The 18,712-nt window shown below is 59.1% G+C and carries 20 protein-coding genes and 1 tRNA gene; 9 read left to right on the top strand and 12 right to left on the bottom strand.

Features of this window, described 5'->3' with window-relative positions; all coding sequences use genetic code 11:
* Nucleotides 1-27: 27 nt before the first annotated feature.
* On the top strand, nt 28-1,056 hold the full coding sequence (locus ACQRBR_RS08635; protein ID WP_427812778.1) for a LysR family transcriptional regulator: 1,029 nt from the start codon (nt 28-30) through the stop codon (nt 1,054-1,056).
* Here ACQRBR_RS08635 and ACQRBR_RS08630 read toward each other — a convergent pair.
* The gene (locus tag ACQRBR_RS08630) at nt 1,053-2,516 is read right to left on the bottom strand and encodes an SLC13 family permease (RefSeq protein ID WP_427812777.1); all 1,464 of its coding nucleotides are present in this window, start codon (nt 2,514-2,516) and stop codon (nt 1,053-1,055) included. The two genes, ACQRBR_RS08635 and ACQRBR_RS08630, sit on opposite strands and share 4 nt — an antisense overlap.
* A 550-nt stretch (nt 2,517-3,066) precedes the next feature.
* Here ACQRBR_RS08630 and ACQRBR_RS08625 point away from each other — a divergent pair.
* The gene (locus ACQRBR_RS08625) at nt 3,067-3,270 is read left to right on the top strand and encodes a dual CXXC motif small (seleno)protein (RefSeq protein ID WP_303880992.1); all 204 of its coding nucleotides are present in this window, start codon (nt 3,067-3,069) and stop codon (nt 3,268-3,270) included.
* Nucleotides 3,271-3,477: 207 nt separating this feature from the next.
* Here the strand turns inward: ACQRBR_RS08625 and ACQRBR_RS08620 are convergent, their stop codons facing one another.
* The 3 genes from ACQRBR_RS08620 to ACQRBR_RS08610 are packed head-to-tail and all read right to left on the bottom strand — an operon-like array spanning nt 3,478 to nt 6,036.
* Nucleotides 3,478-5,028 (bottom strand): polysaccharide biosynthesis/export family protein, encoded by a 1,551-nt coding sequence (locus ACQRBR_RS08620; protein WP_427812776.1) that lies wholly within the window; start codon nt 5,026-5,028, stop codon nt 3,478-3,480.
* Between the two features lie 16 nt (nt 5,029-5,044).
* The gene (locus tag ACQRBR_RS08615; RefSeq protein WP_303880995.1) at nt 5,045-5,428 is read right to left on the bottom strand and encodes a DVU3141 family protein; all 384 of its coding nucleotides are present in this window, start codon (nt 5,426-5,428) and stop codon (nt 5,045-5,047) included.
* A gap of 41 nt (nt 5,429-5,469) precedes the next feature.
* Nucleotides 5,470-6,036, bottom strand: a complete 567-nt coding sequence (locus tag ACQRBR_RS08610; protein WP_427812775.1) for a hypothetical protein — start codon at nt 6,034-6,036, stop codon at nt 5,470-5,472.
* 190 nt (nt 6,037-6,226) lie between these two features.
* Between ACQRBR_RS08610 and ACQRBR_RS08605 the strand changes: the two genes are divergently transcribed.
* A tRNA-Leu gene (locus ACQRBR_RS08605) sits at nt 6,227-6,313 on the top strand.
* A gap of 293 nt (nt 6,314-6,606) precedes the next feature.
* Here ACQRBR_RS08605 and ACQRBR_RS08600 read toward each other — a convergent pair.
* From ACQRBR_RS08600 to ACQRBR_RS08565, 8 genes are all read right to left on the bottom strand, one after another.
* Nucleotides 6,607-7,725, bottom strand: coding sequence for a hypothetical protein (locus tag ACQRBR_RS08600; RefSeq protein ID WP_427812774.1), 1,119 nt, complete (start codon nt 7,723-7,725; stop codon nt 6,607-6,609).
* Between the two features lie 294 nt (nt 7,726-8,019).
* A complete protein-coding gene (locus ACQRBR_RS08595) occupies nt 8,020-8,817 on the bottom strand; it encodes a MetQ/NlpA family ABC transporter substrate-binding protein (RefSeq protein ID WP_303880999.1) in 798 nt (265 codons plus the stop codon).
* A gap of 38 nt (nt 8,818-8,855) precedes the next feature.
* A complete protein-coding gene (locus ACQRBR_RS08590; RefSeq protein WP_168935775.1) occupies nt 8,856-9,518 on the bottom strand; it encodes a methionine ABC transporter permease in 663 nt (220 codons plus the stop codon).
* Entirely contained in the window at nt 9,511-10,515 is a 1,005-nt protein-coding gene (locus ACQRBR_RS08585; protein ID WP_303881001.1) for a methionine ABC transporter ATP-binding protein, read from the bottom strand. Before ACQRBR_RS08585 ends, ACQRBR_RS08590 begins: the two co-directional genes overlap by 8 nt.
* 247 nt (nt 10,516-10,762) lie before the next feature.
* Entirely contained in the window at nt 10,763-11,905 is a 1,143-nt protein-coding gene (locus tag ACQRBR_RS08580) for a pyridoxal phosphate-dependent aminotransferase (protein ID WP_300645681.1), read from the bottom strand.
* Nucleotides 11,906-12,066: 161 nt separating this feature from the next.
* Nucleotides 12,067-12,798: an SDR family NAD(P)-dependent oxidoreductase gene (locus ACQRBR_RS08575; RefSeq protein WP_427812773.1), complete on the bottom strand. Its 732-nt coding sequence runs from the start codon at nt 12,796-12,798 to the stop codon at nt 12,067-12,069.
* Between the two features lie 149 nt (nt 12,799-12,947).
* Entirely contained in the window at nt 12,948-13,364 is a 417-nt protein-coding gene (ndk, locus tag ACQRBR_RS08570) for a nucleoside-diphosphate kinase (RefSeq protein WP_006005360.1), read from the bottom strand.
* A gap of 147 nt (nt 13,365-13,511) precedes the next feature.
* Entirely contained in the window at nt 13,512-14,828 is a 1,317-nt protein-coding gene (locus ACQRBR_RS08565) for a M23 family metallopeptidase (RefSeq protein WP_303881007.1), read from the bottom strand.
* A 155-nt stretch (nt 14,829-14,983) separates the two neighbouring features.
* Here ACQRBR_RS08565 and ACQRBR_RS08560 point away from each other — a divergent pair, with 155 nt between their 5' ends.
* From ACQRBR_RS08560 to ACQRBR_RS08535, 6 genes are all read left to right on the top strand, one after another.
* Entirely contained in the window at nt 14,984-15,622 is a 639-nt protein-coding gene (locus tag ACQRBR_RS08560) for a protein-L-isoaspartate(D-aspartate) O-methyltransferase (protein WP_427812772.1), read from the top strand.
* Between the two features lie 35 nt (nt 15,623-15,657).
* Nucleotides 15,658-16,566, top strand: coding sequence for an Mrp/NBP35 family ATP-binding protein (locus ACQRBR_RS08555; RefSeq protein ID WP_040369252.1), 909 nt, complete (start codon nt 15,658-15,660; stop codon nt 16,564-16,566).
* A 119-nt stretch (nt 16,567-16,685) separates the two neighbouring features.
* Nucleotides 16,686-17,240: a CDP-diacylglycerol--glycerol-3-phosphate 3-phosphatidyltransferase gene (gene pgsA / locus ACQRBR_RS08550; protein ID WP_006005365.1), complete on the top strand. Its 555-nt coding sequence runs from the start codon at nt 16,686-16,688 to the stop codon at nt 17,238-17,240.
* Between the two features lies 1 nt (nt 17,241).
* The gene (locus ACQRBR_RS08545) at nt 17,242-17,496 is read left to right on the top strand and encodes a hypothetical protein (RefSeq protein WP_006005367.1); all 255 of its coding nucleotides are present in this window, start codon (nt 17,242-17,244) and stop codon (nt 17,494-17,496) included.
* 1 nt (nt 17,497) lies between these two features.
* Nucleotides 17,498-17,827 (top strand): FtsB family cell division protein, encoded by a 330-nt coding sequence (locus ACQRBR_RS08540; RefSeq protein ID WP_006005369.1) that lies wholly within the window; start codon nt 17,498-17,500, stop codon nt 17,825-17,827.
* Nucleotides 17,811-18,704 carry a tetratricopeptide repeat protein gene (locus ACQRBR_RS08535; protein ID WP_427812771.1) on the top strand — a complete coding sequence of 298 codons (894 nt, stop codon included), beginning with the start codon at nt 17,811-17,813 and terminating at the stop codon, nt 18,702-18,704. Before ACQRBR_RS08540 ends, ACQRBR_RS08535 begins: the two co-directional genes overlap by 17 nt.
* The last annotated feature ends 8 nt before the right edge of the window (nt 18,705-18,712 follow it).

Raw genomic sequence — 18,712 nt, 5'->3', positions numbered from 1 at the left:
TCAAAAAACTAAACATTGGAGGGCGTGATGATTCCTGAGTTGAATGGCGATTTTCTTCAATGGTTACGCGGTTTTTATTATGTTGCTAAAACGGGGAGCGTGCGCAGAGCTGCGGAACTGATGCACAGAAATCCCTCAACGATCAGTTATCAGCTGCGTTCGCTGGAGACCGAGCTCAACACGGTCCTGTTCGACAGATACAAAAAAAGCCTTCAGATCACCCCTGAAGGCAAAAAACTGCTGGGCTGGACCATCACGACCTTTGAGACCCTGCAGAGCATGCGCTCTGCCGTAGGGACTACGGACGGCCGCCTGCAGGGCGACATCTTCCTGGGGGCGACCCTGCCGGTAGCCATCATGGCCGTGGATGCCATCGCTGCGTTCCGATCGGAGAATCCTCAGGTCAACATCCGCATCCAGCGCGCCCTTTCCTCCGAGATCGTCCAGGCGGTCAAGGAGTCCCGCCTTGATTTCGGCCTGACAGGTATGACGGCCTTGCCCAAGCTGGATACCATGGAGATCCTGCTGAAGGCCCGTCCCTTGCTGGTCATGCGCAAGGACAGCATCTGGGACATCCCCCCCATCCCCACAGAAGCGGATCTGGAGCGCCTGCCCTTTGTTGTTTTCCAGACATCGCTGGAAGAGAGTGAACAGCCGACGCCGACCCTGCAGTACGCGGCACGCCGCCTGCAGAAGAATACCGTCATCAGCGTCAACAACTATCACCTCATCATGCAGTTCGTCCGCTGCGACGTCGGAGTGGCCATCATGGACGAGCTGTGTTACCGGGCGACCATGTTCGGTTCGGACTGGAGCTCCATCGTCAGCTGCCCTCTGGATCATCTGCTGCCCAACGTGCTGTACGGTATACTTGTCCGCAGGCACAAGCATATCAGCCCCCAGGCCCAGGCCTTGATGGATGCGCTGCGGCGGCATTTCATCGAGCTTGCCGCCCAGCCCTTTGGGCCTACCTTCCTTGCCGGACAGACGCAAAAAGGCGGGCAGCCTAAGGCTGCCCGCCCGCGTAGGAAGGCTTCGTCCCGCAAGGGTGATTAGAAGATAGCCTTGCCCACGATGATCGTGATGGCCGCGGTGACCAGATAGGACATGAGGATGACGGCAGGAGCCGTCTTCCAGATGGCCTTGGAATCCGACCACTCGTTGCCGTGCAGCAGGGCTGCACTGGCACTGGCGGCAGGCGTGAGGAAGGCAAAATGCACGCCCATGACCACCATGATCAGCGGAAGTTCGGGGCTGACGTTGGCCGCCTGGCAGTAGCTGTAGATGATAGGCATCAGGGCCACACCCACGGCGCCGTTGTTCATGACCTGGGTCAGCAGGGTAGCGGCCAGGCCCAGGAACAGGGCAAAGGTCAGCGGGGTGCCGCCGGAGATGATGGGATCAAGCGCCATCATCAGGAAGGGAGTGATGCCGCTTTCAGGCTTGGCCATGGCACCGGACAGGGGCTGCACAAAGGCCAGCAACAGCACGATGCCCCAGGTGACGCCGGAGTCCACCATGACCTTGAAATTCAGCAGAGCCTTGCCTTCCACCTTGATGGCCGCCATGACCGTCACCAGCAGGATGACGATACCGGTATTGCCGATGCCCTTGAGGAAGCGGGTCAGGAAGAAGTCCTTGGGCATGAAGTTGGGGGCCAGCAGCAGAATGACCAGCAGGAACAGGAAGGCCAGGATGACCTTCTGCACGCGGGAAAGGACCAGGCTGCCGTCCTTGTCCAGCTTGCTCACATCCAGATGGACGAGCTTGCTCATGTCGGGACGGAAGATGTGCTTGCCCATGACGATGAAGAGCAGCGAGCACACGGCGCAGATAAGCAGGGCGATGAGCATGTACTTGGCGTAGTCGATGCCCACACCGGACATGGTCTCATAGGCGCTGAACACGGTCAGGGCAGCCTGCTTGAAGGGAATGAGGGACATGCCCACCTGGGCAGCGAACACGATACCGAACACCATCATGGTGGGGTAACCGTCGCCCTTCTTGAAGCCGCAGACTTCACAGACACCGTAGAGGATGCTCCAGCCGATGATGGCGGCCGGAGAGGCACTGGTCAGGCCGCCGAGGATGAAGATGGAGCCCAGGAAGGTGTAGGTGAATACCCAGGGCCGCCCGGCAACGAACTTGCGGGTGATGAACCACAGGGAAATGAACTTGGACAGACCATAATGGCTGATGGTGGCGCAGAAGACGAAAATGAAGAACATCATCTGGACCACAGGGTCACCGAAGCTCTTGTTGAGCAGCATCATGGGCTTCATGCCGCCGATGAGCATCAGGGCCAGCAGGCCGGCCAGACTGGGCCAGACGATCTCGATACAGACCCAGCCGTAGAGCACACCCAGGAAAATACCGATGAGATTCATCCCCAGGGGCGTCAGCGGTTCCACGGGCGGTAGCTGGCCAAAGCCGAACATGATGAGCAGACAGACGACAGTGTGCAGATAATAGGCAGGCGCCGAGAAGCGCTTGGGGGTGGATTCTTTTCCAGCCATGATGAGTTCCTTCTTGAGAGATCGCTACATACCGCCGCAAAGGCGGCTGGTCCTTCGGTCATCCAATACAGGAGGGGACATGTCTGTCCGCATACCATGCGCCCCGCCGTTTTCTCCCTGTATGGCCGTTGCCCGCGGCCATTATGTGAAAAAGTTATCATGTCAGGCGGTCTGTTTTGTCAATTCAATAAAAAAATATTTTTGTTTGATAATTTTAAACAAAAATGTCAGGACTTCAATAAAAAAAGTAGTTATTTTACATTGTTATATATTTTATGAAGCAAATTTACCGCTATTCCAGAAAATTGGCTGCCATCCTGGACGTGAACGCCCGAAAAAAAGAGAGATCCCGATACAGTAATTTTTTTAAGATATTTTATTTATTTGATTATTTTTATTTTATAAATTATGGTCAACCATAATTTCTGCGAACGGGCCTGCGAAGAAACGCGGATAAGCAAGTGTGCAAAAAAGAACAATTGACAGGTGCTGCCAGTCCCGGCATAAGGGGCGGCATCGTGTGCGTTCCTCAGCACACAAGGGAGGAAACATGTCTTATTTTGCAGCCCGGCAGGCCCAGACGACATTGTCCTGTCCTGAATGCGATCACAAGCTGGAGATCGCGCGTACCTGCCACGAGGCCTTCATGCGCTGTCCTTTCTGTGGCAAGCATTTCCCGCTGGAACAGTTCATCAGTCAGGCAGACGAGGCCATGGAGCGCTTCCTCGAAGGCCTGTACTTCGACCGTATCTAGGCGTGAATCGGCATCAGAGGGCAGCTTTTCTGCTTGCGCTTGCGCTGTCCGGCGCCGCGCATGCCGTCATCCTGCTGTGTACCGGCATGGGGATGCTGTTGGCAGGATAGTCCGGTAAGGGGATTTGCTGCTTTTCCCGGTTACAAAAACAGCCCGCATGGAGTGAACCATGCGGGCTGTTTTTGTGTTTGCAAAGGAAAGGATGGCTCAGTAAAGGGTGGGCAGGCCCAGGATGGCACGGGCCGAAACGGCCACCTGCATCATGACTTGGGAGATGTCCTTGACGGCCTGCATGTTTTTGGAAGCCACCCGCGGCATGACAAGGATCTGGTCCCCGGGCCGGATATTGTCGCCATCATGGCTTACCGAGCCGTTGGGATGCATGACAAGCACGGTGTCCTGGTCCGCACGGCTGTTATAACCGCCGGCGCCCTTGATATAATCGTCCAGGTCATTGTTTTTGCTCCAAAGCATGGCCTGGGGCATCATGACTTCACCGCTGACGAGGACCACATCGCTCTTGGCCGGGATGACGATGACATCGCCATCTTCCAGCGTGATGTCGCCGATCTTCTGGCCGTCGCTCAGGACGACGACGCCTTCCGGTTCCACGGCTTTGGCCCGCTCCACGAATTTGGCGATCATTTCCGCTTCCTTGGCGCGGATCTGGGATTCTTCCGTGCTGGCCGATGAGGCGGTGAGGGCGGATTCTTCCAGACGGCGCAGGCTGTCGGCAATGGCTTTCTTCTGGCGTTCGGCCACGCTCTTGCGCTTGATGTACATGCCGTTCAGGTCCGCACGTCCCTGCTCGACAGCGATAAAGTTGCGCACCTCGTCCAGGCGTGCGCCGCGGCGCACAGGGAAACGGCTGGCTCCGCGCACGGCCCCTTGTACCGTGACCGTTATGGTATTGCCCGCGGCATCCGCCAGCAGCTCGATGGTATCTCCGTCCGCCAGCTGCAGGCTGGCCAGTTCGCCAAGGGGCAGATACGTATTGTAGGGCTTGCCGTTGCGGACACCCTTGATGGCGATATGTGAAGCGCTGCTGTCGGGGTCCACCAGCTTCAGCAGGCTGGCTCCCGAGGTCTTGCCTTCCGGCAGTTCAAAGCGGGCGCTGGTGCGTACCTTGCCCGTGACCGTGACCGTGGGCCCCTTGTCGGGGACCACGATGATGTCGCCATTCTGGAAACGGATGGGGGGCATGCTGCCTTCGCGGATAAAGGGATACAGGTCCACTGTTGTCACGACCTGATTGTTGCGGCGAACCTGGATGTTTCTGTAGCTGCCCCGTCCGGCATCGATACCGCCCGCCTTGTCCAGATAGCTCAGCAGAGGGTCGGCCGCCGAACCGCTGTAACGACCGGGCTTGGGGACATTACCAGTGACGAACAGGGTGATGGGCTGGGCATCCATGGGAGCCAGATAGATCTGGCTGTCGGCATGGCCGGAGGCCGCCAGCTTGCTGCGCAAGGCATCCTGCAATTTGTCCTGGGCCAGACCGGTCACGTTGAGCTGTCCGACTTCGGGGATGTCCAGCTGTCCGGCAGGGCTCACTTCAAGGATCGTATCCACATTGAGGCTTCCGCCCCACAGGCGCAGCACGACCCTGTCGCCCGGTGCGATGGCGCCGGCGGCACCTCCCTGGCCGAAATTGCCCTGAAAAAGATTGGCCCCGTAGGGTGCCGGAGCATCAGCGGCGCACACGCCCTGCGGCAGGAGCAGCAGGCACAGCAGCAAAAGAAGTACAGGCTTTTTCATAGTAACAGATCCGGACTTATTTCTTGTCCCCTTCCGTCTGGGAAGCCGTCACGACAGCGGGGCGCATGCCCTGGCCCCAGACGCGGGGCGCCAGCCGCCACTGGCCCTGGGCATTGCGGCAGGCAACGATGATCTCGGCTTCATTGAAATTGTTGCGGACAGTGGCGCGCTTGCATTCTTCACCGGCCGCGGAGAAGAAGCTGTCTTCCATGCTCACGCGCACATCCGTCCCGAAGGCGGGATCGGAAAGGGTCGTGATATCACCGGGCACGGCATTGGCCATAAAATTTTCCACAGGGCTGGGCTTGTATTCGGGCGTTTCGGGAGAATCGCCCAGCAGGCCGCAGCCATTGAGGGCCAGACAGGTCGTCAGCATGAGGAGGGTAGAGAGACGTTTCATGAGTTCTCCTGGAGAGGGAAGGCCGGAATCGGACCATTGCGTCAGCCTTGGACAGGCTGACGCGCGGGATCCGGCATTCGGGGTGAAAAGGGCAGGGGAAGCTCCAGATTGATGAAGCGTTCCCGCACGATAGCTTCCGGAATATGGATGGCGAGCTGCTTCAGGTCCTCCGGAGCGAGCGTTACAAGCCAGTCTACGGCCTCCCGGGCCATGACGAGCCAGTGGTCCAGCGGCAGGAAAAGGACCGCCGGACAGATCTTATACAGATAAAGGCCCGTATCGAGCAGGACCAACGGGAACAGGCTGCAGGCCACAGGCCGCCGTGGCCGGGGCAGAAGGCAGCCTTCTGCTCCGCAGGATTTGCAGCCTCTGTCGTCCAGGCAGGCCGTATCAGGGGCAAGCAGAAAAAAGTCCCTCTCCAGATGGGCATGCTGCTGCGCAGGCAGCAGTTTCATGGGGAAAGGGGTCGCGCAGTCCTGAGGGCCGCAACAGTATCGGCAGTCCCGGCAGTAAGCATTGCTCAGAATCCCCTGATCGAAATGGACATCCCGTTGCAGGGGAAAACGCTGACGCCATTGCTGCCAGTAATGCCAAGAGCTTTTTTGCATGGAGATCCTCCGGCAGTTTCAGCTGTGCCGGGACAAAAATGTCGATTATCCCGATGCGGAACATCTGTCAAATATCACTCTATCAAGCTGAAAATAAAGAATAAAAAAATCATATTCCCGCAAAACAGAAAAAGGTGTGCAAAAAATGCTTGCCAGACGGGAGCTGATGGCGTAAATAAATTTCTGTTGTGCCGAAGTGGTGGAATTGGTAGACACGCTAGGTTCAGGGTCTAGTTCTGGCAACGGAGTGGGAGTTCGACTCTCCCCTTCGGCACCAAGTGGAAGCAAAGGCTGGTAGCAATACCAGCCTTTTTTTGTTGTGAGTTTTGACCTTCTGCATGCCGCAGGCGTAAAATAGAAAGCCCTCTCGCCGTTCAGCCTGCCGTGGTTTGGGCGCAGCAGCGTCGCAGACTTTTTCGAACATCCCCACCAGTCTTGTTGTGTGATGCGCGGGCAGGCGGGCATGTGGTAGCCTGCCGTACAGTACATGCCCTGGGGCGGTGCATGAAATGCCATAAAAGAGCTCTCCTCGAATGAGGAGAGCTCTTGCTGTTCCTGGGACATCCAGCCTTATTCCGCTGCCCGCAGACGACTGGTGATGTCGTCGAACTCCTGCCGCAAGCGCGCATCGTACAGCAAAGAAAGGTCAGGCGGCTGGAAGGCGAAGATGCGAGAAAAATCCGCTTCCGACGTGTGCATCATCCCCAGCAGGTCGCTGCTGGTCTTGACGGTCCGATAGGTATTAACGGCCACCTTGAAGGATTTTTCTGCCCGTTGCAGCAACTGCTGCAAATGCTTTTTCTGGCGCGACAGATACTGGTTGTAGAGGTCCACGGCATCCAGCGTCCTCTGGTTGGCAGCGATGTTCACTTCCAGGATCTTCCTGTCCGTCTCTTCTGCCCCGGAAAGCAGGCTGCGGGCGTGTTCCTGCAACTGGGCGGCTTCTTTCCTGATCTTTTCCAGACGGCCGAGGTAGCGGCTGTCGATCTGCTGCAAGGCCTGTTGCAGGGCGTAGACATAGACTTTGTTGCACATCATGTAGATGCCCGTATAGGTCTGGAGCAGTTCCACAGATGCGTCCGGGGCCGCCAGCTGATTTTCTATGCTGCGCTGGATGGCGCTGATGTTCTCGGCTACGGCCATGATGCGGGCGGTATCCTTGCCGTCGGCCGCGCTCAGCATGGTTTCCAGCTGCTCACGGCTGACAGGCAGGCCGCGGGCGGAGATCTCGGCAAAGATGCGTTCCTTGTCCGCCTCCAGGCCGTGTTCCAGCTCCGTGATCTCCTTGCGCAATCCGGCGATATCTTCCTGCAGGCTGCTGCGTGTGGCCTTGAGCGGGTTCCAGTGTGAAGAAGGTGCGGAAACGAGCTCCTGCTGCAAGGCGGCTATCTTCTGGCGCTTTGCAGCTATCTCGTCCCGGGCGGCATCCCGGCTGGCGATGAGGTCCAGAGCCTGGGAATCCGCGAGGATGGCGAAACATTCGGAGACGATGCGCTGAAATTTGGGATCGCGGAACGTCAGGACCTCGGCCCAGCTGCGTTCGGAGGGGTCCTCACCCGAGGCGATGATATCCACCCCGTCGTGCAATAGGGGGACGGCATCGTCCCAGATGTCGACGAAGGACCGGGCGGCAGAGACAGGCTGGACATGGAGCAGGATAGCCAGCAACAGGAGCAGGGCCGGGCGCATGCGCTCTCCTTTGGAAAAAGTGACTGTAGAGGAGAAAGGGTAGCAGGCAGAGGGGATGGCTTCAAGGGGAGGGGGACGCGCTTCGAGCAGGGGACCTGTCTCCGGGAATTGCACGCATAAGCTGGAGAGCGGCAGGAAGAGCATCCGCGGATGAAAAGCTGACTGTTGTCTTGATGTCGCGGACGGCAGGTGCCTTGCCTATCCGCAATATCTTCGGGCAACACTACGGAAACGTGGAGCCATGAAAAAGGCCCCCAAGGAGGGGGCCTTCATAGATGACGTTGCGGTCCTGGCCTAGTGGGTGGCCAGCACGGCGCCTTCGTACTTGGTCTTCATGAATTCCTTGATCTTGTCGCTGCACAGGGCCTTGTACAGAGCCTGCAGTTCAGGACGCTTTTCATCGCCGGTGCGGATGGCCAGGATGTTGGCGTAGGTGGTGGCAGCGGCGGAGTCGGCAGCTTCCACAGCCAGGGCATTGGCCACCTTCAGGCCGCCGAGGATGGCATAGTTGCCGTTGATGATGGCGATGTCCACGTCAGGCAGGGCGCGCACCAGCTGGGCGGCTTCGATCTCTTCGATGCGGAGCTTCTTGGGGTTGTCCTTGATGTCGCGCACGGTGGCGGTCAGGCCCACACCGTCCTTGAGGGTGATGAGGCCCTGGTCCTGCATGAGCAGGAGGGCGCGGCCTTCGTTGGTGGCGTCATTGGGCACGGCCACGATGGCCCCCTTCTTGAGGTCCTTCAGGCTCTTGCTCTTGCCGGCATAGATGCCGAAGGGCTCATAGTGCACGCCGCCCATGGAGGACAGCTTGGTGCCTTTCTGGGCGTTGAAGTCGTCCAGATAGGGCTTGTGCTGGAAGTAGTTGGCGTCCAGATCCTTGCTGTCCAGAGCCACGTTGGGCTGTACATAGTCGGAATATTCGATGATCTCCAGATTGATGCCTTCAGCCTTGAGCATGTCTTTGGCGGCATTCAGGATCTCGGCATGCGGCGTGGGAGAGGCGCCCACCTTCACGGTGGTAGCGGCCTGGGCATGGCAAACCAGAGTACCGGCGGCCAGCATGGCGGCCAGCGTCAGCAGAAGTTTTTTCATGGGAAAAACCTCGGGGAAAGGGTGATAGAAAAAGCGGATTAAGACCCGCGTTTGTCGCTGCGTCGGGTGGCCCAGTTGCCGAAGCTCTGGAAGATCTGCACGATGATGATGAGCAGGATCACCGTGGCGATCATGATATCGGTCTGATAGCGGTTGTACCCGTACATGATGGCCAGCTTGCCCAGACCGCCGCCACCGACGGCGCCGGACATGGCGGAGTAGCCCAGGATGGTGATGGCCGCCACGGCACTGCCGTTGATGAGCGAGGGCATGGCCTCGGGCAACAGCACCTTGGTGATGATCTGCCAGGTGGAGGCCCCCATGCTCTGGGCGGCTTCCACCACACCGTTATCCACTTCCAGCAGGGAGGACTCGATGAGACGGGCCACGAAGGGCGCCGCGGCGATGACCAGAGGCACGACTGTGGCGTTGTTGCCGATGGTGGTCCCCACGATGTAGCGGGTGAAGGGGATGACGGCGATCATCAGGATCAGGAAGGGGAAGGAACGGGTCAGGTTCACCACCACATCCAGCACGCTGTAGACCACGGGATTGGGACGGATACCGTCTTTGCGGCAGATGACCAGGACGACGGCCATGACGATGCCGAAGACATAGGAAAAAAACGTGGAGACGATGGTCATGTACAGGGTGTCCACCACCCCTTCCATGAGCATTTCCACAGTGGCCTGATCAAACATGCTTCATTTCCTCCAGCAGGATGTTCCTGGATTTGGCGAATTCCAGGATGCTCCGGCGCGATTCCGGACATTCGGGCAGCTGCAACACCATCTGACCAAAGGCGATACCGCCGATGTCGCGGGTATCGGCATACATGATGTTCACGGGGCAGTGGCATTCCAGCACCATATTGGCGATGACGGGCTCGAAGGAGGAACGGCCGTTGAAGATCAGGCGGTAGAGGTTCTCCTGAGGCAAGTTCTGCAGGGCCTCAGGCATGACCAGGCGGCGTGCGGCCTCGGTGCGCGGGTGGAAGAATACCTCTTCCACTTCGCCGTGCTCCACGATCTTGCCGCGGTTGATGATGGCCACATGGCTGCAAATTTTTTCGATGACGCTCATCTCGTGGGTGATGATGACCGCCGTGATGCCGAGATCCCTGTTGATGTCCTTGATGAGGGACAGGATGGAGTCCGTGGTGGCCGGGTCAAGGGCGGACGTGGCTTCGTCGCAGAGCAGCACCTGCGGATTGGTGGCCAGGGCACGGGCGATGGCCACGCGCTGCTTCTGACCGCCGGAGAGCTGCGAAGGATAGGAATCCATGCGGTTGGCAAGGCCCACCAGATCCAGCAACTCTTCAGCACGCTTGCGGGCCTGGGCCTTGTCCATGCCGATGAGCTCCAGAGGAAAACAGACATTCTGGCGCGCCGTGCGCTGCATGAGCAGGTTGAACTGCTGGAAGATCATGCCCATGGAACGCCGGGCAGCGCGCAGCTCGCTCTCCGACAGACGGCACATGTCCTTGCCTTCAAAAAAGATGGAACCGCCCGTGGGACGTTCCAGCATGTTGATGCAGCGGACGAGCGTGCTCTTGCCGGCACCACTCTTGCCGATGACACCGAAGATGTCCCCTTTGTTGATGGCAAGATTGATGCCCTGCAGGGCAAAAACATCCGTATTTTTGCTGCGGTAACGTTTTTCCAGATTGACGATATCGATGATCGGCGCTTCGGCCATAGTGCCTCCCCTTTGATTCCCCTGTCGGGGGTATTCGAGGTTAGCATATCTTCCCCCGCTCGCAAAGAAAAAAGATGCCGAAAAATGTGCTGCGCAAGGCTTCGGGCAATGGCGCGGGGAAGGGCAGGGCGCAGAAAAAAGCCGTATCCTGTCAGGACCGGCACGGTGACGACATGGGAGGAAGGAGCGGGACATGCAGGGACGAAGCAGGGGAAAGGACTCTCCTTCCCCTGCTTCATCCAAAGTGCTAGCGCTGGCGGATATAGGCTTCCAGCCGACGCATGGCTTCGGCCAGATTGTCGATGGAATTGGCGTAGGAAAGGCGCAGGAACCCTTCGGTCTGGCTGCCGAAGTCGATACCGGGGGTGATACCGATATGGGCTTTTTCCAGCAGGTCGAAGGCCAGTTCCATGGAGCTGCTGCCCAGATGGCGGGCATTGATCAGCATGTAGAACGCCCCCATGGGCTCCACGGGGATGTTGAAGCCCAGGCGCTTCAGTTCGCCCAGCAGGAAGCGGCGGCGTTCGTCGTAGGTGGCATGCATGCGGGCCACGTCTTCATCGGCACAGGTCAGGGCCGCGATACCGGCTTTTTGCACCGCAGAATTGGTGGACAGGAAGAAGTTCTGCATCAGGGCCTGCATGGGGCGCACGAGATCGCGGGGCACGATGAGGTAGCCCAGGCGCCAGCCGGTCATGGCGTAGGCCTTGGAAAAACCGCCGATGACCACGGCATTGTCCGTGTACTCCAGGATGGAGTGCTCTTCCGCATCCCCGTAGGTCAGGCCGTGATAGATCTCGTCGGAAACGATCATGGGGCCCAGTTCGGCCAGGGCGCGCATGCGCTCCGGCTCCAGCACGATGCCCGTGGGGTTGCAGGGGGAGTTGATGAGCACGGCCCGGGTGCGCGGCGTGATCTGTTTGGCCACGTCTTCGGGACGGAACTGGAAGCCTTCTTCCTCATGGGTCAGCGTCCAGACGGGCACCCCGCCCGCATAGCGCACGAAGTTGGGGTAGCAGGCATAGCCGGGATTGGAGAGGATGACTTCGTCGCCCGGATCGAGCAGGGCGGAGAAAAGGACCATCATGGCCGGGGAAGAACCGGGGAAAATCAGCACCTGGTCGGGATGCAGGCTGACACCATAGCGCCGCTTGTAATAGGCGCACAGATGCTCGCGCAGCTCCACATCGCCCAGGGAGTGGGTGTAGTGAGTCTGCCCTTCGTCCAGGGCCTTGAAGGCAGCCTGACGGATGCACTCGGGCGTATCGAAATCGGGTTCGCCCAGTTCCAGGTGGATGATGGAAGCACCCTCCCGTTCGAGCTTCTGGGCGCGTTCCAGCACTTCCATGGCCAGAAACGGCGTGATGCCGCGTACTCTCTCGGCTATCATCATATATCCTTTGTTCTTCCTGCCATCGGGCAGGCGGGTTCCGCGCCTTACGCGGCCGGTATCCGTGCCGCGGTGGCGCCGCAGGGCAGACAGCGTGCCCTTTCGTATGTCATCCGGGCCTCATATCAGGAGGGGCGGCAAAAAGGAAGAGGCCCTTCCGCTTATTCGGTCCAGAGGGGATCAGTCTCGGGATAGATCATGCGTCTGGTCATGCCGCCGTCCACCGGCAGATTGACGCCATTGACGAAGCCGTTCTCCTCCCTTGCCAGGAACAGACAGGCATTGAAAACATCTTCCGGCTTCCCCACACGTCCCGACGGGTGCTGGCTGTGGTCGCAGGGGCTCAGGCTGTCGTAATCGTCCACCTGTATCCATCCCGGGCTGACGGCATTGACGGTGATGCCCGTGCCGTGCAGCGACACGCACAGGCTGGCGGTCAGGGAGACCAGACCGCCCTTGGAGGCGCCGTAGGCTTCCCAGCCGCATTCATTCTGCTGGTAGCGCGTGGAGGCGATGTTGATGATGCGTCCATAGCCTGTTCCCCGGCAAAGGCGGACAAATTCCCGGCAGCAGAGGAAGGCGCCGCGCAGATTGGTCCCCAGGACGTCATCGAATTCCTTGGCTTCCAGCAGGGGGAAGGGCTTCTGGAAACGACTGACGGCTCCGTTGTTGATGAGGACGCGAGGAGTGCCGAGCGTCTGGGCGATGGTATGAAAAACAGAGGTGATGGCAGCTTCATCGCGAAGATCACAGGAAAAACAGTGAATGTCCGGGTGGGGGCTGCTCATGGGTTGGATGTCCAGAGCTGCGACCACATACCCCTTGCGGGCAAATCCTGCGCACAGGTGACGTCCTATACCGGCGGCACCGCCGGTGATGATGGCAACGGGCATGGTCCCTCCAAAAAATTTTGCATAAGGAAGAATGGGCATATCACCAATAGCCGAGGCCCCGGCAGCCCGCAAGGTCGCAGAGCAGGGGAGAAAAACAAAAAAGCCCCCGATCCGCCGAGGACCGGGGGCCAAACGGCAACCAAAGATGCTTAGCCGGTGATCTCCAGGGCATTGAAGAAGTAGGCCATTTCGTAAGCGGCAGTTTCCGGCGCGTCAGAGCCGTGCACGGAATTGGCCTCGATGCTTTCGGCGTACTTTTTGCGGATGGTGCCTTCCGCCGCATTGGCAGGATTGGTGGCGCCCATCAGTTCCCGATAGCGGGAGATGGCCTTGTCACCTTCTAAAATGGCGCAAACCACAGGGCCGGAGCTCATGTATTCCGTCAGGCTGGCAAAGAAAGGCCGTTCCTTGTGCACGGCATAAAAGCCTTCGGCCTGCTGGCGGGTCATGCGGATCTGCTTCATGGCCACGACGCGCAGACCGGCGGCCTGGATCATGGCAAGGATCTCACCCTGCAGGTTACGGGCAACGGCATCGGGTTTGATGATGCAAAAAGTACGTTCCATGGAATCTCCTGTGGATAAATGAGAAAAAGCGGCAATCCTTATTACATAAAATATTTCATAAGACAAGAAGTTTCTGGTGCTCCAAAACAGCTCGACATCCATGCAGGCATAAAAAAAGCCATCCCTTGCGGGATGGCTTTGCGAGCCTTACTGGGCGTTCAGGCGTCCGGTGATGTTATCCTTGATCCACTTGGGATCTATCCATTCCAACGGGGTGACTTCCACGCCACCGACCAGCATGCCGAAGTGCAGGTGGTCGCCGAAGGCCAGGCCGGTGCTTCCCGTCTTGGCGATGATGGCACCCTTCTGGACCACATCACCCACCTTGACGTGGATTTCGCTCAGATGGGAGTAGAGGGACATGAGACCCAGACCGTGGTCAATGACGATGAGGTTGCCGTAAATGCCAAGCTCACCGGTGAAGACCACACGGCCGCTATTGGCTGCGGGGACTTCGGCATTGCGGACCGAGGCCAGGTCAAAGCCCAGATGGTAGGATTCGCCCACCTGCTTGCCCTGATAGGTGAAGTAGCGGTGATCGCCAAAACCGGCACGGGCCGCGGAGCGGGGCAGGCGCTGGAACGTCCCGTCCCAGAGCATGGCCGCTGCGGTGTCCTTGCGCAGGGCACGCAGGGTCTCGACATTGGCCGCGCGGACCTGGTTGTTGATATAAAGGTATCCTTCCAGTTGGTTGGCGGCGTTGGGGGCCAGATAGCCCAGCTTGCTGTTGACGCTGGCCAGGAAGTTGTCCGAGATGCTGATGGTGTCGCTCTTAAAATTGCGTTCGTAGGCCAGCAGGCCCAAACGGCTGCGGGTCACGTTGCCGGCCATGTCCGTAGCGGTCAGCTCCACGGCATTTTTGTATTCCACAGCGGTCATGGTGTAGGGGAAGGGGAAGAAGCAGATATAACTGCCGTCCTTCTGCAGGAAGCCGGGGACGAAATATCCCGCCACCAGCACACCGCTCTGGGTGACTTCTTCGTCGATGGTATAGCGGATGGCGGCGGCACCGCCGCGGCGCACGCTGGGCGGCAAGGTCTTCACGGAGATGCGCGGCGGCTGGGTGTCCAGACGCATGGCCAGCACTTCCGTCCGGGTGTTGCCCTGGCCAAAGCCCGCCAGGGAGGCGTCCGTCGCCTTGATCTCCAGCTCGAATGCACCTTCACGCAGGCCGGCATTCTTCAGCGAAACCTCGACAGTACGCTGGGGCAGGTATTCTTCGAAATGTCGCTGGAAAATGGGGGTGACCACATTGTTGCGGCGCACGCCCACCGAGATGGAGCGGATGTTCGAAGGGTCCGCCAGCGTTATCTGCAGGGGCGTGTGGGGAGAGACCCGTCCGGTATCGGGCACGATGGCGATGGACGGACCGTCCATATCCTTGAAAAAGATGTACCCACAGGCAATCAGCGCGATCAGGATGAGCAGGCTCAGGATAGTGGAGAAGAAATTTTTTTTGCGCATGGAGACTCCTTTCTCATACAAGCGGGAGTGTTGCACGTTTCAGGGGAGTTTTCAAGGAATAGGCCCCGCTTTGGCGGCATTTGACTTGGGGGGCAAAATTTGTTCTTTCTTCGCCATACGCAAAGGACAAAATGAGCATGATGGCAAGAGGTACCGTGATAGATCCCAGACGCCTGCGTCTGCGCATGGTCCGGGAGCTGGCCGCCAGGGGCATAACGGACGGACGCGTCCTTGATGCCATGTCGCGGGTCCCCCGGCATCTTTTCGTGCCCGAGGGGCTGCGCTCGCGGGCCTATGAGGACTGTCCGCTGCCCATCGGCTACGGGCAGACCATATCCCAGCCGTCCACGGTGGCCCTCATGTCTCAGATGCTGGAGACTTCGCCCGGCATGCGCGTGCTGGAGGTCGGCACCGGTTCCGGCTACCAGGCGGCGGTGCTGGCCGCCATGGGCTGCACGGTCTATACCGTGGAGCGCCTCAAAGAGCTGTACCAATCGGCCCGGAGCCTCTTGCAGCAGCTCGATCTTCGCGCTATTCACATGCAACGAAGCGATGGAACGCTGGGCATGCCTGCCGCCGCCCCGTTCGACCGCATCATCGTCACTGCCGGAGGTCCCCAGATCCCCCGCCCCCTGCTGGAACAGCTTGCCGTGGACGGCATCATGCTGATCCCGGTGGGGGCACGGCCCCGCACGCAACGTCTGATGCGCATCATGCGCCGTCAGGGACGGCTTTGCAGCGAGGACCTGGGCCCTGCCGTCTTTGTGGATCTGGTGGGCGACCATGGTTGGTAAGCCCGCCTGTTGTCATACCCTGTAAAGGAGATATCATGTCTTCCTGTTCTTCCTGTTCCTCTGCGTCGGGCTGCTCTTCCAAGGGTAACCCCGGCGGCGCCGGTTGCATGGAATCGGCCATGGCCCGGCAAGACCAGATCATTGCCGACCGCCTGGCCCACATCCGGCACAAGATCTTTGTCATGAGCGGCAAGGGTGGCGTAGGTAAAAGCTCCGTCACCGTCAATACCGCCGCGGCCCTGGCCCATCGCGGATTCAAGGTCGGCATTCTGGACGTGGACATGCACGGCCCCAGCGTGCCCAACCTGCTGGGTCTGAAGGCTACCATCGAAATGAATGAGAAAAACGAACTCATCCCTGCCATGTACAATGAAAACCTGGCAGTCATTTCCATGGATTCCTTCCTGCAGGATCGTGACCAGGCCATCCTGTGGCGCGGCCCCAAAAAGACGGCCGCCATCCGCCAGTTTCTCTCCGACGTGGCCTGGGGCCCGCTGGATTTCCTGCTCATCGACTCCCCTCCAGGAACCGGTGACGAACATATGACCATCCTCAAGACCATCACCGACGCCCAGAGCGTCACAGTGACCACCCCGCAGGAAATCTCCCTGGCCGACGTGCGCAAGGCCGTCAACTTCCTGCAGGTCGCCGAAGGCAAGGTCCTGGGCGTGGTGGAAAACATGAGCGGCCTGGTCTGCCCCCATTGCCATCAGGAAATCGACCTGTTCAAGAAGGGCGGCGGTGAAGAGCTTGCCAAGCATTACGGGATCCCCTTCCTGGGTGCCATCCCGCTGGATCCGGCCACCGTGGTGGCCGCCGACCGGGGCGTGCCCGTGGTCTATCTTGAACAGGATTGCCCTGCCAAGCAGGCCTTCCTGCATCTGGCTGACGCCATCGCCCAGGCTGCCGACAGCGGCGCCGCGAAGCTGGTCAGCAAGAGCTAGGAGCTCTTTGGGGGGTGGCTCGTCCACCCCCTCAGGATACCTGCGCGTTTTTTCCTTTTCTCGGGGGCGCGTTTGTGATACCCGTTTTCATGTAGTCCTGTTTCCCGGTCGGTGAGAATATGTTCAATCTTGCGAATAAACTGACGCTGTTGCGCATGCTGCTGGTCCCGCTCGTCATCGTGCTGCTGTATTTCCAGGGCCCGGTGACCTGTGTGCTGGCCGCGCTGGCATTCATTGCCGCTTCCATCACGGACTGGGCCGACGGTTACGTGGCCCGGCGCAACAACATGGTCACCAGCATGGGCAAGTTCCTTGATCCCCTGGCGGACAAGGTCCTCATCTGCTCCGTGCTCATCATGTTCTGCACCCTCGGCTGGGCTGAAGCGTGGGTCGTCATCCTGATCGTCTGCCGTGAGCTGGTGGTCACGGGGCTGCGCGCCATCGCCATCGATGAAGGGATCGTCCTCGCTGCCGACAGGTACGGGAAGCTCAAGACCGTCCTGCAGATCGCGGCCATCATCCCCATGCTGCTGCACTATCCTTACTGGGGCGTGCGCTTGTGGCCCATCGGGGAAGTCATCCTTTATCTGGCGCTCATCATGTCCGTGGTATCCTGTGTGAATTACTGTTACGGTTTCTACCGCAAGATCGCCGCAAAAAACGCTGCCGAATAAGATGAGTACCCTGCAGTTACGGCTGAAAAACTGCATCCAGACCATCCTTGAGCTGGAGCCACAGATCGGTGCTGATCTCTCCGATCGCTATTTTGTTGAAGAATTCATGGCATTACGGCGTTTTTTGGATAGTGTCGAGCAGATGCGTCTTGGAGAGGATGACGTGGAGCGCCTAGAATCCGCCACAGCGACTTTTCTGGAAGAGCTGGGGCTCTCCCGGCGTACCTGGCAGAAACAACGGCGGGTCTTGCAATAAGATGGTAGCTTGGCGGGTCATAGTTCTCGTGGCTGTGTGGGGGATCAACCTCATCATTTTTTGCCACATGATCTGGGGATCTGAAGGGCTTATCGCTTATCGTGAGCTCAAGCAGAAACATGCGGCCATCGAGGCCGAGATCGCCAGCATTGATGCGGAGAACCGCTCATTGAGCCGGGATATCCGTCTGCTCCAGACGGATGAGCGCTATGTCGAAAAAATGATACGCCAGAGGCTGCACTACGTTCACGAGAACGAAGTGCTGTACCTTTTTGGTGATTCCTCCGAAAACCGGGAGAGCGGGGCGGCCACGCATGATGGACAAAATTGAATGGTACAGGGAAGTGCTGGAGCTGGAACCCAGCTCCAAGCTGTTTTTCCCTCTGGCTCGCCTTCTGGTGGAAGATGGGCAGCCTGAAGCCGCTCTGGAGACCCTGCGCCGGGGCCTGGAGCGCCATCCCGAATTTCTTGAAGCCCGGCTCTTTTATATCGAGCAGCTCTACCATCACGGACAGCCTGAAGCCTGCGTGGCAGAGGTGACGGAACTGGGGCAGCTTTTTGCCTCCTATCCCGGCTTCTGGCAGGCCTGGGCGGCCAGCATGCTCGGCAGTGGCTGCGGGGATGTGGCGACGGCGCTACGCTTTCTGGCGGCTAGTTTCGCAAGCCGTCCGCTGAACCTGAACGAAGTGTTTGAGCGGGGCCTGCGTTCCTTCATGCAGGAGGCTCAAAGCAGCGACCTGCCGCGCGGCAAGGCCCTGGCTGACCTCGCTGTCATGGGCCCTGAGGACATGGACGCGCCGGTGCATGGTGCCGCTATGCCTGCGGCCATGCCTTCCGATGCCGGGATGGCGGATGAAAACATGTCTGCTCCCTTTGCTGTGGAGCGGGACAGTCAGGAGCATCCTCTGTCGCAAACGGCTCCGGACAGGCCTCTTTCCCTGCGTACCCGGTCCATGGCGGAAGTCCTGGCCGAGCAGGGGGATCTTCAGGGCGCTTTAGATATTTATACCGAGCTGGCTGCGGCCGCCGCCGGCTCTCCCGAACAGGAAGTCCTGCAGCAGCGTATCGCCATGCTGCGCACTCAGCTTGAGGGCGCTGCTGCGGAAGATCTCGTTCCGCCTTCGCCAGACATGGCCGCAGGCAAGGACAAACTCATCAGTATGCTGGAAGCCCTGGCCGAACGCGTGGAAGCCAGGGCCCAGAGTTAAGAAGCAGG

The organism is Desulfovibrio sp. SGI.133 (assembly GCF_050313955.1).
In the GTDB taxonomy this organism is placed as follows: Bacteria; Desulfobacterota; Desulfovibrionia; order Desulfovibrionales; family Desulfovibrionaceae; genus Desulfovibrio.
The sequence above is the reverse complement of the archived record's forward strand: the minus strand, read 5'-3'. Positions and strand labels throughout refer to the sequence as shown.

Excerpts from the sequence above, each read along its gene's own strand:
- ACQRBR_RS08635 (WP_427812778.1), top strand. The coding sequence starts at position 28 with ATGATTCCTGAGTTGAATGGCGATTTTCTTCAATGGTTACGCGGTTTT.
- ACQRBR_RS08630 (WP_427812777.1), bottom strand. The coding sequence starts at position 2,516 with ATGGCTGGAAAAGAATCCACCCCCAAGCGCTTCTCGGCGCCTGCCTAT.
- ACQRBR_RS08625 (WP_303880992.1), top strand. The coding sequence starts at position 3,067 with ATGTCTTATTTTGCAGCCCGGCAGGCCCAGACGACATTGTCCTGTCCT.
- ACQRBR_RS08620 (WP_427812776.1), bottom strand. The coding sequence starts at position 5,028 with ATGAAAAAGCCTGTACTTCTTTTGCTGCTGTGCCTGCTGCTCCTGCCG.
- ACQRBR_RS08615 (WP_303880995.1), bottom strand. The coding sequence starts at position 5,428 with ATGAAACGTCTCTCTACCCTCCTCATGCTGACGACCTGTCTGGCCCTC.
- ACQRBR_RS08610 (WP_427812775.1), bottom strand. The coding sequence starts at position 6,036 with ATGCAAAAAAGCTCTTGGCATTACTGGCAGCAATGGCGTCAGCGTTTT.
- ACQRBR_RS08600 (WP_427812774.1), bottom strand. The coding sequence starts at position 7,725 with ATGCGCCCGGCCCTGCTCCTGTTGCTGGCTATCCTGCTCCATGTCCAG.
- ACQRBR_RS08595 (WP_303880999.1), bottom strand. The coding sequence starts at position 8,817 with ATGAAAAAACTTCTGCTGACGCTGGCCGCCATGCTGGCCGCCGGTACT.
- ACQRBR_RS08590 (WP_168935775.1), bottom strand. The coding sequence starts at position 9,518 with ATGTTTGATCAGGCCACTGTGGAAATGCTCATGGAAGGGGTGGTGGAC.
- ACQRBR_RS08585 (WP_303881001.1), bottom strand. The coding sequence starts at position 10,515 with ATGGCCGAAGCGCCGATCATCGATATCGTCAATCTGGAAAAACGTTAC.
- ACQRBR_RS08580 (WP_300645681.1), bottom strand. The coding sequence starts at position 11,905 with ATGATAGCCGAGAGAGTACGCGGCATCACGCCGTTTCTGGCCATGGAA.
- ACQRBR_RS08575 (WP_427812773.1), bottom strand. The coding sequence starts at position 12,798 with ATGCCCGTTGCCATCATCACCGGCGGTGCCGCCGGTATAGGACGTCAC.
- ndk (WP_006005360.1), bottom strand. The coding sequence starts at position 13,364 with ATGGAACGTACTTTTTGCATCATCAAACCCGATGCCGTTGCCCGTAAC.
- ACQRBR_RS08565 (WP_303881007.1), bottom strand. The coding sequence starts at position 14,828 with ATGCGCAAAAAAAATTTCTTCTCCACTATCCTGAGCCTGCTCATCCTG.
- ACQRBR_RS08555 (WP_040369252.1), top strand. The coding sequence starts at position 15,658 with ATGTCTTCCTGTTCTTCCTGTTCCTCTGCGTCGGGCTGCTCTTCCAAG.
- pgsA (WP_006005365.1), top strand. The coding sequence starts at position 16,686 with ATGTTCAATCTTGCGAATAAACTGACGCTGTTGCGCATGCTGCTGGTC.
- ACQRBR_RS08545 (WP_006005367.1), top strand. The coding sequence starts at position 17,242 with ATGAGTACCCTGCAGTTACGGCTGAAAAACTGCATCCAGACCATCCTT.
- ACQRBR_RS08540 (WP_006005369.1), top strand. The coding sequence starts at position 17,498 with ATGGTAGCTTGGCGGGTCATAGTTCTCGTGGCTGTGTGGGGGATCAAC.
- ACQRBR_RS08535 (WP_427812771.1), top strand. The coding sequence starts at position 17,811 with ATGATGGACAAAATTGAATGGTACAGGGAAGTGCTGGAGCTGGAACCC.